We start from the raw sequence: 13785 nt of genomic DNA, 5'->3' as shown, positions 1-13785 counted from the left end.
CATGGCGAATCACGAGGAGAGCTGGGGCGGGTTCCCGCCGCCGGTCGCGAAGCCGGTGTACGAGATCCCGGTGGTGCCGCCGGGGGCGTGGTCGCTGGACCAGGGGCCGGAGCCGTATGCGCCGCCGGAGCAGTTCGCGCCGCCGGAGCAGTTCGCGCCGCCGGAGCAGTACGCCTCACCAGAGCCGTACTCGCCGTCCGAGCCGTACGCGCCGCGGCTCATCCCCGCCGGCCGTCGCGCCGCGGCTCCCGCCCCCGAGTCGCCTGACGACGACGTCCCCCGGCGCACGGCCGAGCCCGAGATCGACGAGCGGCTCACCGCACCCGAGCGGGAGGCGCTGGCGAAGGCCGACCGCGACCTGGTCGCGGCCCTGCACGAGGTCGTCTACCAGCGCGCCTCCGACCTCCACATCACGGTGGGCGCCCCGCCCATGGTGCGCGTCGACGGCGGCCTGCGGCCCGCGGCATCGATAGAGTCGTGGAACCACGAGCGCACGCGCGAGGCGCTCATGAGCCTCCTCACCGATCCGCAGCGCGAGCGGTTCGAGCGCGAGCACGAGCTGGACTTCGCGTTCACCATCTCGGCGAACGCGCGCTTCCGCGTCAACCTCTACCAGCAGCGCGGGTCGTACGGCGGAGCGTTCCGCCTGATCCCGACCGAGATCAAGCAGCTCGCCGAGCTGGGGGTGCCGGATGCCGTCGGCATGTTCTCGACCCTCCCGCGCGGGCTCGTGCTCGTCACCGGCCCGACCGGCTCCGGCAAGTCGACGACGCTCGCGGCGCTGATCGACCTGGTCAACTCCTCGCGCGCCGATCACATCGTGACCGTCGAGGACCCCATCGAGTTCATGCACGTGCACAAGAAGTCGATCGTGAACCAGCGCGAGGTCGGCCACGACACCCACAGCTTCAACAACGCGCTGAAGCACGTGCTGCGGCAGGACCCCGACGTGATCCTGATCGGCGAGCTGCGCGACCTGGAGACCATCTCCGTCGCCCTCACCGCCGCCGAGACCGGCCACCTCGTCTTCGCGACCCTGCACACGCAGGACGCGCCGCAGACCATCGACCGCGTGATCGACGTGTTCCCACCGCATCAGCAGGACCAGGTGCGCGCGCAGCTCGCCGGCACGCTGCAGGGCGTCGTGTCGCAGACCCTGATCAAGCGCGCCAGCGGTCGCGGCCGGGTCGTGGCGACCGAGATCCTGGTGATGAGCCCGGCGATCGCGAACGTCATCCGCGAGGGCAAGACCTACCAGATCGCCTCGATGATGCAGGCCGGGCGGGAGTCGGGGATGCGGACCATGGACCAGCACCTCGCCGAGCTGGTCAACGCGGGCGTGATCACCCGCCGCGCGGCCATGGAGAAGGCGCACGACAAGGAGGGGATCGCCCGGCTGATCCAGCGGGTGGAGTCGCCCACCGAGGCCTCCGCCGCCGCCATCGCCGCGAGCGGGCCCGACTTCGGCGACAGCTACTCCGGGACGGTGGGCTAGGCATGCCGGTCACCACTCCGTACGCGTACAAGGGCCGCGACGCCGCCGGCAAGATCGTCAAGGGGAGGGTGGACGCCTCCAGCGAGGCCGCCGTCGCCTCCCGCCTGCGCACGATGGGCCTGTCGCCGGTGTCCATCACCGAGGCGGCGGAGGGCACGGGCCTCAACCGCGAGATCCGGCTCTCCACCGGCTCGGGCGTCAAGCTCAAGGAGTTGGCGGTCATGAGCAGGCAGATGGCGACGATGATCTCGTCGGGCCTGTCGCTCCTCCGGACGCTCAACATCATCGCCGAGCAGAACGGCAACAAGAAGTTCCAGGCCGTGCTCGCCGACGTGCGCGACCAGGTCGAGAGCGGCGTCGCCGTGTCGGACGCCATGCGGAGGCACGCGCAGGTGTTCCCTCCGCTCATGGTCAACATGGTGCGCGCGGGCGAGACCGGCGGCTTCCTCGACGGTGCGCTGGAGGCGGTGGCCGAGAACTTCGAGAAGGAGGTCAAGCTCCGCTCGGCGATCAAGTCGGCCATGACGTACCCGGTGATCGTGCTGTGCATGACGGTCATCGGCGTCGCCGCGATGCTGCTGTTCGTCGTGCCGATCTTCGAGAAGATGTTCACCGGGCTCGGCAAGGAGCTGCCGCTCCCGACGATGATCCTGGTGCACCTCTCGCACGCCATGGTGTTCGTCGTGCCGGTCGTCGCCGTGCTCGGGATCGTCTTCGCGCTCTGGTGGCCGCGGCACAAGAACGACGAGGCCGTGCGAAGGCGACTCGATCCCTTCAAGCTCCGCATGCCCATCTTCGGCTCGCTGCTGAAACGCATCGCCATCGCGCGGTTCAGCCGCAACTTCTCGAACATGATCTCGGCGGGCGTGCCGATCCTGCAGGCGCTGCGGATCGTGGGAGAGACGAGCGGCAACTGGGTGCTGCAACAGGCGCTCGTGGAGGTCGCGGAGGGCGTGCGGCAGGGCGAGTCGATCGCCTCCCCGCTGAGCAGACAGACCGTGTTCCCGCCCATGGTGACGCAGATGGTCGCCGTCGGCGAGGACGCCGGCTCGCTCGAGACCATGCTCGACAAGATCGCGGACTTCTACGAGCAGGAGGTCGAGGCGACGACCGAGCAGCTCACGTCGCTGATCGAGCCGGTCATGATCGCGTTCCTCGGCGTCGTCATCGGCGGCATGGTCGTCGCGCTCTACCTGCCCATCTTCGGGATCGCGTCGGCGGTCGGAGGCTGACGTCTTCGGACCCGTGGGTCAAGAGATACGGGGTGTTATCACCCCATATCTGGGGTGAAAAACCCCCGTAAAACCCCTCTCACGGGGGATATTTCTGCAAATCCGCCGAGAACTAGCGTGTCGTCCAGAAGCGGTCCTCGCAGCCGCCGACCCCCGCACTACCCGACCGAATGGATTGGACACTGCAATGTACTTCCGACTGATGGGCAAGCTGAACGCTCGCCGCAAGGGCCTGCTCGAGGACGACGAGAAGGGCTTCACCCTGATCGAGCTCCTCGTCGTCGTGATCATCATCGGCATCCTCGCCGCCATCGCCATCCCGATCTACATCGGGGTGCAGAACAACGCGAAGGACGCGTCGGTGAAGTCCGACCTGACCAACGTGAAGACGGCCATCGTCGCTTACTACACGGACAAGGGTTCGAGTGCGACGGCGCCTTCCCTGACGGATGGCACACTCGACGACTACGGCGCGACGAAGGGCGCGGACGTCAAGGGCAACATTGCCCCCAGCGGCACGATCTCCGCCACGAGCTTCTGCGTGGAGGCGACCAGCACCGCCGACCACACGTTCCACATCACGGAGTCTGAGGGTGCGAAGGACGGAGACTGCACCCCGTAACCCTCAGGCGGGGCGCCGCTCGCACCAGCGGCGCCTCGCCTCCCCCTCCACCCCCGGACCCCGACCGAAGGGAGGTGACCCCCGTGAACCGCCTGAACCGCCTTCTCCGCCCCGCAGCCGCCGACCGGGGCTTCACCCTCATCGAGGTCCTGATCGCGATGATGGTGTTCGCCATCGTCGCCGTCCTCGTCGCGTACTCGCTGACGCTGTCGATGACCCTGACCCGCTCCTCCCGCGCCGCCGAGGTGGCCGCGAACCTGGCCGCACAGCAGATCGACATCGCGCGGTCGCAGACCGACGTCTTCGCCGTCAAGAGCGGCGAGGTGACCCAGGACCTCGACGGCACGCGGTACACGATCACCAAGTCCGTCGGCTGGGTCACCAGCACCGGTGCGGCCAGCGACTGCGGCGGCCCGGGCATCCTGCAGAACAAGACCTTCAACGTCTCCGTCAAGTGGACCGGCATGCGGCCGAACACCGCGCCCGTGCAGGCGAGCACCCTGATCGCTCCCGCCGGTCCGATCAACGACCCCTCCTCCGGCACGATCATCGTGCACGTGACGCGCGCCGACGGCAGTGCGGCGGCCGGCATCCCCGTCTCCGCGGTGCCCGACACCTCCATCTCGCCCAACTCGGCGACCACCATCACGCCGGGCCCGGTGGCGACCGACGCCGATGGCTGCAGCTACGTGCTGAAGGTGGTGCCCGGCTCGTACGTCGTCACCATCGGCGCCTCCGGCGACAACCGCCTGACGCCCGCCCAGGCGACCCAGCCGGCGACGAAGGTCCCGGTCTACGAGAACCAGTCGGCCGTCGTTGAGCTGCAGTACGACACGCGTGCCACCCCCGCGATCACACTGGCGCCCGGCGCCCCGCTCGGTGTGTACTTTCCGCGCAACCTGCCACTGACGCTCAAGCCGACCGGCGACCCGACCCTCACGACGGTTTCGGTGACCGGCGGCACAGCGTCGTCGCCCGCGTACAAGGCGAGCACGGCCCTCTTCCCGGCGGTCTCCGGCTACGACATCATCGCCGGAGCGTTCGTCGCCGCGGGCAGTCCGCAGCCGGCGTGCGACTCCGTCGACCCGCTGCAGTGGTCGACGCCCAACGCGAGTGGCAACGTCGGCCAGCGGGCGCATGTCACCACCGAACCCGGGTCTGCCAACCCGGTGACGGTACCGATGGCGCTGATCACGCTCTCGACCAGCGGCGGCCTCGGCGGCAAGTGGGTGCGCGCGATCAGCGCTGCGGGCAACGCCGCCAGCGGCGACCCGGGCTGCGACACGGGGATGACCCTCAAGTTCGCCCAGCTCTCCAGCAGCGGCAACTCCCTCACCCTGGCGCTGCCCTACGGAAGCTGGAAGCTCGTCGTCGCGAGCAACGACACCACCACGACGACGACCGACCTCACCTCCAGCGCCATCACCCTTCCCGCCGGCAGCCCGGCGTGGACGAGCTCCACGATCTTCACCCTCGATCCGAGGCAGCCGTGATGCGCCTCCTCGCCCGTCTGCGGCGCGAGCAGGCCGGTCTCACCCTCATCGAACTGCTGATCGCCATGGCGCTCACCGCCCTGATCGCGACCCTCGGCACATGGATGTTCGTCGCCGGCACCCACAGCGTGAGCCTCGCGCAGTCCATCGACGGCGGCACTCGGCAGGCATCGAACGGGATGAACCAGGCCGCGCGCATGCTCCGCGCGGCCACGCCGAACCCGCTGACCAACCCGACGCCCGGCGGCCAGCAGGCCGAGCCCGCGATCCTCGCCGCGACGGACAACAGCGTCGCGTTCTACGCCTACGTCAACCTGACCGGAGCCGAGAGCCCGGTCATGGCCCAGTTCTCGGTCGACACGAACGGGCGGCTGATCGAGCAGCAGTGGAATCCGACATCGGCTGTCGCCGGGGTGAACGGGCACTGGGCGTTCCCGAACCGCCTCACAGCGGCTCCGGCCGTGAAGCGCGCGCTGTGCAACTCCATCCCGAGTGGCGCCGTCGTCTTCCGCTACTTCGACAAGGCGGGGGGCCCGCTGCTCCCCGCCGCGCTGATCACCGACACGCAGCGGGCGACGATCGCCTCCATCCAGGTCACCATCACGATCCAGCCGACGGGGGCCGCCACTGCGGTCACGCTCACGAACACGATCAGCATGGCCAACGTCGGAACGGGGTCGTGATGCTGAGGCTCCTCCGCGCCCGCCTCCGGGTCGTCCGCTCGTCGGGCGACCGCGGCGTCGCTCTGGCGATGGTCGTCGGGATCGCGTCGGTGCTGCTCCTGCTCGTCTCGCTGACGATGACGTTCGCAGTCTCCGGACTCGTGCGCTCCGACCACGACGCCGACTGGGATGCCGCCATGTCCGCCGCCTATGCCGGTGTCGCCGACTACCAGGGCCGGATGACGAACGACCCGACGTACTACCAGTGGGGCAACAAGGACGCACCCTTCACGATCGCGAACGGCTCCGCCTCCACGGTGAAGAATCCGCCGACGACCAACCTGGCGTTCGACATCGCGACGAACGGACAGTGGGCGCAGGTGAAGCTCACCGACGGTATGGCGGTGAACGCGTACTTCCGTTACGAGGTCGACAACTCGAAGTTCCAGAGCAACGGCGTGCTGCGCCTGCGCGCGACCGGCAAGGTGGGCACGGTTACGCGCAGTGTCGTGGCGAACATCAAGCAGGCCGGGTTCACGAACTACGTGTACTTCACGGACTACGAGATCCTCGACCCGGCGGTGAACACGAAGACCTGCACGGTGCTCCACGCGTGGGAGAACCCGTCGCTCGACGCGAACTGCATCATCAACTTCGTCACCCAGGACACACTGGACGGCCAGGTGCACTCCAACGACACCCTCAACATCTGCGGCGGCACGTTCAAGAAGCGCGTCACGACGGCGAACCCCAAGCGGGATGCGTCGGGCAAGCTCTATACCCAGCTCGGCAGCAGCTGCTCGGGCACGCCGGTCTTCAGCGCCGGACCGCCGCAGAACGCCTCCCTCTACAAGATCCCGGCCGTGCAGCAGCAGCTCGACCAGGTGCGCGCCGACCTCCCGGACAAGGTTCCGAACCCGGGGTGCCTCTACACCGGGCCGACGAAGATCACCTTCATGCCCAACGGCACCGTCAAGGTCTACTCGCCGTGGACCGTCCACACGCAGACGAAGGCCGGCAACGGGTACACCGACCCCGCCTACTGCGGGACACCGGGCAAGCCGACGTCGACGGCGACGCAGAACCTCGGCACCCTCGCCGATCCGACCGGTGTGACGCTCGGCATCAGCGCATCGACGGCCTTGTGGAACAACCTGATCTACGTCCAGACGGTCCCCTCCACGTCCACCAACCCGAACTACTGGGCCACGAACCGCAGCCCGAACAACAACACGTTCAGCTGCGGCAGCACCGGCAACGGCATCGGCTATCCCGTGGCCAACGAGACGGTCTCCTCCAAGATCCCGTACGGCTGCCGGGCCGGAGACGTGTTCGTGGAGGGCACGATGCACGGCTCGCTGACGGTGAACGCCGACAACTTCGCCTTCATCACCGGCAAGCTCGTCTACCAGGACACCGCCAACGACATGCTCGGCCTGGTCGGCGCCAACTCGGTCTGGGTGTGGAACCCCGTCAACTGCTCCACCAAGGACGCGTACAACGACTGCACCGCCGGCACGTCTCTGGTCTCGTGGGAGGCGTCTGCGAGCAGCACGAACTGCGCGCGCACGATCAACGCGGCGATCCTCTCCAACGACCACTCGTTCGAGGTGCAGAACTACAAGGCCGGTAAGCGCGGGTACCTCTGCGTGACGGGCTCCATCGCGCAGAAGTTCCGCGGACCCGTCGGTCTCACCGGAGGCTCGAGCGGCTTCTTCAAGTCCTACAGCTACGACTCCCGCCTCCTCAACTCCCCGCCGCCGCGCTTCCCGACCCCGCGCACCACCTCGTACGACGTCACCACCGAGATCGAGGTCAAGACCGCCTTCGGGCCGGATGGAGCACCCCTGTCATGACAACGACCGTGGTCCTCACCAGCGTCGGGATGATCGCCGTGTTCGGCGCGCTGATCGGCTCCTTCCTCAATGTGGTCGTGTTCCGCGTGCCGGCCGGGCGCTCGATCGTGGCGCCGCCGAGCGCCTGCGGCAGCTGCGGTGAGCAGATCAGGCCGTACGACAACATCCCCGTCATCTCCTGGCTGGTGCTGCGTGGACGCTGCCGGGCGTGCCGCAGCAGCATCTCGCTCCGCTACCCGCTGGTGGAGGCGGCGACGGCCGTCGCGTTCGGCGTCGTCGCCTGGTGGTTCTGGGCAGGGCCGGAGGCTCCGGCCGGTCGCGGCGCGGGGGCGCTCGCCGCCGGGGTGGTGCAGGTCGTCGCCTACCTCTATCTCGCGGCCATCAGTATCGCGCTCGCCCTGATCGACCTCGACACCCACCGTCTCCCGAACGCCATCGTGCTGCCCGGGTACGCGGTCGGCGCTCTGCTGCTCGGTGCTGCGGGCCTCCTCGCTGGCGACCCCGGCGCACTGCTGCGTGCGGCGATCGGAGGGGCCGCGCTGTTCCTCCTCTATCTCGCGCTCGCGCTGGCATACCCGGGCGGGATGGGCTTCGGCGACGTGAAGCTCGCCGGCGTGCTCGGGCTCTTCCTCGGCTTCCTCGGCTGGGACGCGCTCGTCGTCGGCGCGTTCGCCGCATTCGTGCTCGGCGGCCTGTTCGCCGTCGCGCTGCTCGTCCTGCGCCGCGCCCGCCGCGGCACGGGCATCCCGTTCGGACCGTGGATGCTCGCCGGGGCGTGGCTCGGCATCCTCGCCGGACCCGCCGTCGCCCGCGCCTACCTGGCGCTGCTCGGACTCGCCTAGACCCGCACCGAACCCGCTCAGAGAAGGAGGACCGCATGGCCAGCAGCATCGTCGGCATCGACATCGGCTCCACGACCATCCGCGCCGTCGAGCTCGCCGACCCCGGCAAGCCGCGACCGACGCTGCTGCGGCACTACGAGGTGCCGCTGCCCGACGGCGCCGCCAGCCGTGGGGAGGTGCTCGAGCCGAACACCGTGGCCGCCGGGCTCAAGCGGCTGTGGCAGCAGGGCGGCTTCTCGAGCAAGGAGGTGGTGCTCGGGATGGGCAACCAGCGGGTGCTCGCCCGCGATCTGACCGTGCCGCGCATGTCGCGCACGCGCATCCGCGAGAGCCTCCCTTTCCTCGTGCAGGACATGCTGCCCGTGCCCGTCGCCGACGCGCTGCTCGACTTCTATCCGGTGTCGGAGGCGCAGGGCGACAACGGTCCCGTGGTCAACGGCCTCCTCGTGGCGGCGGTGAAGGAGGCGGTGCTCGGCAACGTCAAGGCCACCCAGCTGGCGGGGCTCACCACGGTGGAGGTCGACCTCCTGCCGTTCGCCGTCACCCGCGCCCTGATCACCAGGGCGGGCATCGGAGGGACCGTCGCGCTGGTCGACATCGGCGCCAACACGACGAGCGTGGTGATCGTCACCGACGGCGTCCCGCAGTTCGTGCGCATCATCCCGGCCGGGGGAGGCGAGCTCACCCAGGCGCTCCGCAGCGGCCTCGAGGTCGAGCCGGGCGAGGCCGAGCGGATCAAGGCGGCGATCGGGCTGGCCCGTCAGGTGTCCTCGCCGGAGGCGCACCAGGCGGTCGAGATCATCTACCGGGTCACCGGCGAGCTGCTCACGAGCCTCCGGAACACCATCAGCTACTTCGTCAACACCCGACCGGCGACACCGGTCGCACAGCTCGTCGTGACCGGGGGAGGCGCGCAGCTGCCGGGCCTGCCCGAGGCGTTGAGCGAGATGACCCGGCTCCCGGTCGCCGTCGGCGACCCCTTCCACTCCGTGGCGTTGTCGCGGCACCTGAACGCCGACGTGCTCCGGCAGCAGCGCTCCTCGCTGTCGGCGGCGGTCGGCCTGGCCCTGGGGAGCGCAGCATGAGCATCACCCTCCGTCGTCCGTCCGACCCGCCCTCCGAGGGCGGCGCGGGGCCGGGCGTCGAGACGCCGCCCACCGGGAACCCGGCCGTCGCACCCGCCGTCGCACCCGCGGGCACCGAGGCGCCGGGCTCGCCCCGCAAGCGCCGAGGCCGGCCGGCGGGATCGCGGCAGGAGGACCTGCACATCGGCGGCGAGCCGCGCGTCGACCTGCTCCCGCCCGAGGTCCGCACCGCCCGCCGCGACCGCCGCCTGCGGCGCGCGTTCGGCTGGGGCGTGCTCGTGGTGGCGCTCGTCATGGTGCTCGCGGTCGGAGCGGCGTTCGCCTTCAACATCGGCGCCCAGGCGCGGCTGATCGGCGCACGCCTCGAGACCACCGACCTCCTCACCCAGCAGCAGCAGTACGCCGAGGTGCGCGAGGTGCAGCGGCAGGTCGCGCTCGCGGAGGCCGCCCAGCAGGTCGGCGCCGCCACGGAGATCGATTGGAACGCCTTCCTGCAGAAGGTCCAGTCCGTGCAACCGGCGGGCGTCACCCTCAAATCGGTCTCCGTCGACTCGGCATCTCCGATCGCCGTCTACCAGCAGTCGACCGATCCTCTCCAGGGCCCGCGCGTCGGCACGGTCGCGATCGAGGCGTACAGCCCGACCCTCCCGGACGTCGCCGCCTGGGTATCGGCGCTCGAGAAGGTCGACGGAGTCGTCGACGCCGTGCCGGGCGCGACCAACTTCGACGCGACCACCAACCAGTACGTCGCGAGCGTGACCGTCCACGTGGGCGAGGCGCTCTACACGAAGCGCTTCCAGCCGAAGGGGAAGTGACATGGACAGGACCAGGCTCTGGATCATCGCCAGCGTGCTCGCGATGGCGGTCGTCGTCGTGCTCGGCTGGGTCGTCGGGGTGCAGCCGCAGCTCGACCAGGCGTCCGCCGCCGACGACCAGACCGCGCAGGTGCGCACCGCCAACACCGCCAACGCCGCCGTGCTCGCGCGCCTCAAGAAGGACAGCGAGGGCCTCCCCGAGCTGAAGAAGCAGCTCACCGCCCTGAGCGCCTCCATCCCGGCCGACCGCAAGGCCGACGAGTTCACCGACGAGATCGACGCGCTCGCCGCGGCCGCCGGGGTGAAGGTCGTCGCCACCGAGGTCTCGGACGGCCAGGCGTACGTGCCGCCGGCCGACCCTGGAGGGAAGGGAGGGGCGGGCTCGGGAGGCTCCACCTCCACCTCCACCTCCACCTCCACCGCCACGCCGTCGCCCGCCGCCACTCCCGCACCCGCGGCGACCTCTGCGCCGGCCGCCACCGCTCCCGTCCCCGGAATGCCGCCCTTCACGAGCACGCTGGTGAACGACCAGAACTTCGTGCTCGTGCCGGTGAGCGCGACGGTCTCGGGCGAGTACGGCAGCATCCTGTCGTTCGTCAAGGCGCTGCAGGCGGGGTCGCGGCTCGTGCTCGTCGACGGCGTGGATGTGGGCCCGGCCGCGTCCGGCAGCGGGTACGACGGCACGATCAGCGGCTTCCTCTACGTGCTGACGACCGGCGCCGGGGAGGCGGCGGCCGGGTAGCGCACGGCGGTATGGCCTCCCTCGACAACGACCTGCCCGTTGCTACAGTTGGCGACGAGACGGGCCCGCCGGGCCGATGGAAGGTGCTTGAGATGAGCGACACGACACCGGAATCCGCGCCGCGCGGCGCACAGGCCGAGCCGCCCGCGAACGCCGACCAGGCGCCGGCGACCGCGCCCGCCGAGTCCGCCGCGGCCGCGCCGGCCACGCCGGAGCCCGCCTCCCGCGAGCCGCACGACACCGACCCCAACCTCGCGTCCCCGCCGTCGGCGCCGGTCTCGGCCCGCGGCCACGTGAACCGTCCTGCCCAGGCGGCTGCCGCGGGTTCACCCGGCCCGTCGGCCGCTGGTGCGGAGGCGCAGCCTGCCGCAGCCCCGGCGTCCGCCTCCGCCTCCGCTCAGCAGTCCCAGCCGTCCGCGCCGCCCGCCGTCACCGAGCCGGAGCCCGTGACCGCGAGCGACGACGAGATCGCCGCCGCCATCGCGCGCTCGGCCGCGCAGCCCGGCGAGCCCGGCGCCTCCGCCGGCGGCCAGGCCACCATCGACACCGCCACCCCCGCGCAGTCCGCCACGCCAGTGATCGCCGCCGCCGAGGCCGCGAACCTGCAGAACGGCAACGGCAACGGCACGGGTGCAGCCGCTACCGGCGCCGCCGCCGCCGGCGCCACCGCGACTGCCGCCTACGGCACCGCGGGCACCGGCGAGGCGACGTGGGCCCCCGAGCCCGCGACCGCTCCCGCCGCACAGGCGCCGCAGCCCGTCGCCCCGATCTTCCTGCAGCGCCCGGAGCGCCCCAAGAAGAAGAGCAACCGCGGCTTCGGCATCCTGATCGCCCTCGTCGGCACGGTGGCGTACGCGATCCTGTGGACCGCCGCCGTCTTCATCGTGGGCGCGCTGCTCACCCCGAGCGACGAGTTCGTGTCGGCGATCACCCGCTTCTACACCGAGCAGTACTCGGGCTGGGCGCCGGTGCTGGCGTTCTTCGTCGGCATGGTGATCCTGGTGCAGATCCTCAACCGCGCGCGCTGGTGGGCGTACATCCTGGGCGGCCTGTTCGTCGCGATCTTCGTCTACTTCGTCTATGTGGGCGCCGCCGTGCTCGACGCGCACCCGTGGGACCGCACGGCCGAGGAGCTCGACGTCGTCCTCCGCTCCGTCTGGCTGGGCGCCTTCGCCATCCTCGCCGGCATCATCGCGCGGGAGGTGTCGGTCTGGACCGGCGCCTGGCTCGCCGCGCGTGGCCGCAAGCTCAAGGCGCGCAATGCGGAGGCGCAGGCGGACTACGAGCAGCAGCTCGCCGACGCGCAGAACCAGGCCGTCGCCGCGTACGCGTCGCAGCAGAACTACTGAGCGGCGTCTGATCCGGCAGGTGGAGCATGCGTGACGAACGCGCGTACGCGACGGTCGTGGCCTGCTTCGCGGCCGGCCTCTACCTCGCCCTGATCGTCGCGGGCTTCGGCCTGCTGTCGCTCGCGACGGACACCGACGTGATCGCCGACCCCGAGGTCGGCCCGCTGGTCGGCCCGGTCATGGTCGCGGCGGCGGTCGCGATGCTGCTGATCTTCCTGATCGCCCTCGGCACGCGCGTCCCCGGCGAGAAGCAGCGCATCTCTCCCGGAGCCGCCCTCGCCGTCGGCGTCGCCTGCTACGCGGTCTACGCGGCGGCCGGTGCGATCGCGGGCGCGGCGGGCAACCCCAGCGACCCGTTCCACTACGTCATCTTCGCCTTCGGCCAGCTGGGCAGCCTCTACGCGATCCTCGTCGGCGCGGCCGCCTTCGTCGTCACCCTGCTCTACCAACTCGTCCTGGTCGGCCGCTTCCGCCAGCGCGGGAGGCCGCGCTGGCCGTGGGAGAAGGACGAGGAATAGCACCCACAAGCTCCATCCGTGCTAGTCTCAAATCATAAACACCAGCCCCTCTGCCTTCGGGTACGGGCTGGTTTTCTTGTTTACGGAAACAATGCATGCAATACGGCAAGCCCCACCTGACGCTCGATGAACAAATGGCCCAGCTGGCAGCGCGAGGTCTGCGGATCGATGACTCCCCATCCGCACGGCGGGTGCTGGAAACCGTCGGGTATTACCGCTTCAGCGCGTATGCGTACCCGTTCCGGCAACCGCTCGCCGTCGGCGTCGTTCCGGAGACGTCTGTCCAGTTCCGGGCCGACACCTTCGTGGAGGGAGCAGCTTTCGGCTGGGCCCAGCAACTGTGGGGATTCGACCGGGCTCTTCGACTGCTCATCCTCGACGCTGTCGAAACGGTGGAAATCGCACTCCGCGCCAAGGTGAGCTTTCACCTCGGTCATCGCGATGCGTTCGGACATCTCTCTCGGGCGAGTCTGGACCCGGCGAAATGCGACCGTCCGGATGCCGAGCACCCTGGGAGCAGCTCCTACGACGTCTGGCGCGACCGATTCGTGCAGCATCAGGAGCGGGCCGTCTCCGAGGACTTCATCCGTCACTACGTCGAGAAGTACGACGCGCGGCTGCCGGTCTGGGTCGCGACCGAAGTCATGGAGCTCGGCCAACTCGTGCGTCTCTTCGGATTCATGACGGACGGCGACCAGTCGCTTGTCTCGAAGGACATGGCCGGTGTCTCCGGAGCGGTGTTCGCGCGCTGGCTGAAGGTCATCAACTATGTCAGGAACCTCTGCGCCCACCACGCCCGCTTGTGGAACCGCAGGCTCACATACAAGCTCGGGCGCATCCCGGAGAATGCACCCGGGCTCCTCCACCTGAATGCGATCCCGAACAGCAGGGAGCGGATCTACGCCGTTTGCGCTGTGGTGTGCTTCCTCACCGACGCGATCCGCGCGGAGGATGCTTGGGGGAGGCGCCTCGCGGCCCTGATCGATCGATTCCCGGGCAGTCTCCCGGTCGCCCCTGAGACCGACATGGGCTTTCCGGACGGCTGGCGCCCACTGCCACTCTGGTCGCGCTGAC

At 70.0% G+C, this 13785-nt stretch carries 13 protein-coding genes; all 13 read left to right on the top strand.

The window, feature by feature from the left end; translation table 11 throughout:
• Position 1 precedes the first annotated feature (1 nt).
• The 13 genes from P5G50_RS17500 (at position 2) to P5G50_RS17440 (ending at position 13784) form a co-directional block, all read left to right on the top strand.
• Positions 2-1495, top strand: a complete 1494-nt coding sequence (locus tag P5G50_RS17500; protein WP_301212843.1) for a PilT/PilU family type 4a pilus ATPase — start codon at positions 2-4, stop codon at positions 1493-1495.
• Positions 1496-1497: 2 nt separating this feature from the next.
• Complete coding sequence (locus tag P5G50_RS17495; RefSeq protein ID WP_301212844.1) at positions 1498-2727, top strand: type II secretion system F family protein; 1230 nt, start codon at positions 1498-1500, stop codon at positions 2725-2727.
• A 187-nt stretch (positions 2728-2914) separates the two neighbouring features.
• Entirely contained in the window at positions 2915-3349 is a 435-nt protein-coding gene (locus P5G50_RS17490) for a type IV pilin protein (protein WP_301212845.1), read from the top strand.
• A gap of 83 nt (positions 3350-3432) precedes the next feature.
• On the top strand, positions 3433-4842 hold the full coding sequence (locus tag P5G50_RS17485; RefSeq protein WP_301212847.1) for a prepilin-type N-terminal cleavage/methylation domain-containing protein: 1410 nt from the start codon (positions 3433-3435) through the stop codon (positions 4840-4842).
• Positions 4842-5525 carry a PulJ/GspJ family protein gene (locus P5G50_RS17480; RefSeq protein ID WP_301212849.1) on the top strand — a complete coding sequence of 228 codons (684 nt, stop codon included), beginning with the start codon at positions 4842-4844 and terminating at the stop codon, positions 5523-5525. The genes P5G50_RS17485 and P5G50_RS17480 overlap by 1 nt, the downstream gene beginning before the upstream one ends.
• A complete protein-coding gene (locus tag P5G50_RS17475; RefSeq protein ID WP_301212851.1) occupies positions 5525-7360 on the top strand; it encodes a hypothetical protein in 1836 nt (611 codons plus the stop codon). Before P5G50_RS17480 ends, P5G50_RS17475 begins: the two co-directional genes overlap by 1 nt.
• On the top strand, positions 7357-8202 hold the full coding sequence (locus tag P5G50_RS17470) for a prepilin peptidase (protein WP_301212853.1): 846 nt from the start codon (positions 7357-7359) through the stop codon (positions 8200-8202). The genes P5G50_RS17475 and P5G50_RS17470 overlap by 4 nt, the downstream gene beginning before the upstream one ends.
• A gap of 35 nt (positions 8203-8237) precedes the next feature.
• A complete protein-coding gene (pilM, locus tag P5G50_RS17465) occupies positions 8238-9287 on the top strand; it encodes a type IV pilus assembly protein PilM (protein WP_301212855.1) in 1050 nt (349 codons plus the stop codon).
• Positions 9284-10102, top strand: coding sequence for a hypothetical protein (locus tag P5G50_RS17460; RefSeq protein ID WP_301212856.1), 819 nt, complete (start codon positions 9284-9286; stop codon positions 10100-10102). Before pilM ends, P5G50_RS17460 begins: the two co-directional genes overlap by 4 nt.
• A gap of 1 nt (position 10103) precedes the next feature.
• Entirely contained in the window at positions 10104-10844 is a 741-nt protein-coding gene (locus P5G50_RS17455; protein WP_301212858.1) for a hypothetical protein, read from the top strand.
• Between the two features lie 92 nt (positions 10845-10936).
• On the top strand, positions 10937-12193 hold the full coding sequence (locus P5G50_RS17450) for a cation:proton antiporter (RefSeq protein ID WP_301230634.1): 1257 nt from the start codon (positions 10937-10939) through the stop codon (positions 12191-12193).
• Between the two features lie 26 nt (positions 12194-12219).
• Complete coding sequence (locus P5G50_RS17445) at positions 12220-12711, top strand: DUF6121 family protein (protein ID WP_301212350.1); 492 nt, start codon at positions 12220-12222, stop codon at positions 12709-12711.
• Positions 12712-12806: 95 nt separating this feature from the next.
• Positions 12807-13784 (top strand): Abi family protein, encoded by a 978-nt coding sequence (locus P5G50_RS17440; RefSeq protein WP_301212349.1) that lies wholly within the window; start codon positions 12807-12809, stop codon positions 13782-13784.
• Position 13785 lies beyond the last annotated feature (1 nt).

It is taken from the genome of Leifsonia williamsii (assembly GCF_030433685.1).
Taxonomy (GTDB): Bacteria; Actinomycetota; Actinomycetes; order Actinomycetales; family Microbacteriaceae; genus Leifsonia; species Leifsonia williamsii.
Note: the sequence above shows the minus strand (reverse complement) of the source record. Positions and strands in the feature narration are given on the sequence as shown.

Coding starts and splice junctions, on each gene's coding strand:
- P5G50_RS17440 (WP_301212349.1), top strand. CDS start 12,807: ATGCAATACGGCAAGCCCCACCTGACGCTCGATGAACAAATGGCCCAG.
- P5G50_RS17490 (WP_301212845.1), top strand. CDS start 2,915: ATGTACTTCCGACTGATGGGCAAGCTGAACGCTCGCCGCAAGGGCCTG.
- P5G50_RS17445 (WP_301212350.1), top strand. CDS start 12,220: ATGCGTGACGAACGCGCGTACGCGACGGTCGTGGCCTGCTTCGCGGCC.
- P5G50_RS17455 (WP_301212858.1), top strand. CDS start 10,104: ATGGACAGGACCAGGCTCTGGATCATCGCCAGCGTGCTCGCGATGGCG.
- P5G50_RS17500 (WP_301212843.1), top strand. CDS start 2: ATGGCGAATCACGAGGAGAGCTGGGGCGGGTTCCCGCCGCCGGTCGCG.
- P5G50_RS17480 (WP_301212849.1), top strand. CDS start 4,842: ATGCGCCTCCTCGCCCGTCTGCGGCGCGAGCAGGCCGGTCTCACCCTC.
- P5G50_RS17495 (WP_301212844.1), top strand. CDS start 1,498: ATGCCGGTCACCACTCCGTACGCGTACAAGGGCCGCGACGCCGCCGGC.
- P5G50_RS17470 (WP_301212853.1), top strand. CDS start 7,357: ATGACAACGACCGTGGTCCTCACCAGCGTCGGGATGATCGCCGTGTTC.
- pilM (WP_301212855.1), top strand. CDS start 8,238: ATGGCCAGCAGCATCGTCGGCATCGACATCGGCTCCACGACCATCCGC.
- P5G50_RS17450 (WP_301230634.1), top strand. CDS start 10,937: ATGAGCGACACGACACCGGAATCCGCGCCGCGCGGCGCACAGGCCGAG.
- P5G50_RS17475 (WP_301212851.1), top strand. CDS start 5,525: ATGCTGAGGCTCCTCCGCGCCCGCCTCCGGGTCGTCCGCTCGTCGGGC.
- P5G50_RS17460 (WP_301212856.1), top strand. CDS start 9,284: ATGAGCATCACCCTCCGTCGTCCGTCCGACCCGCCCTCCGAGGGCGGC.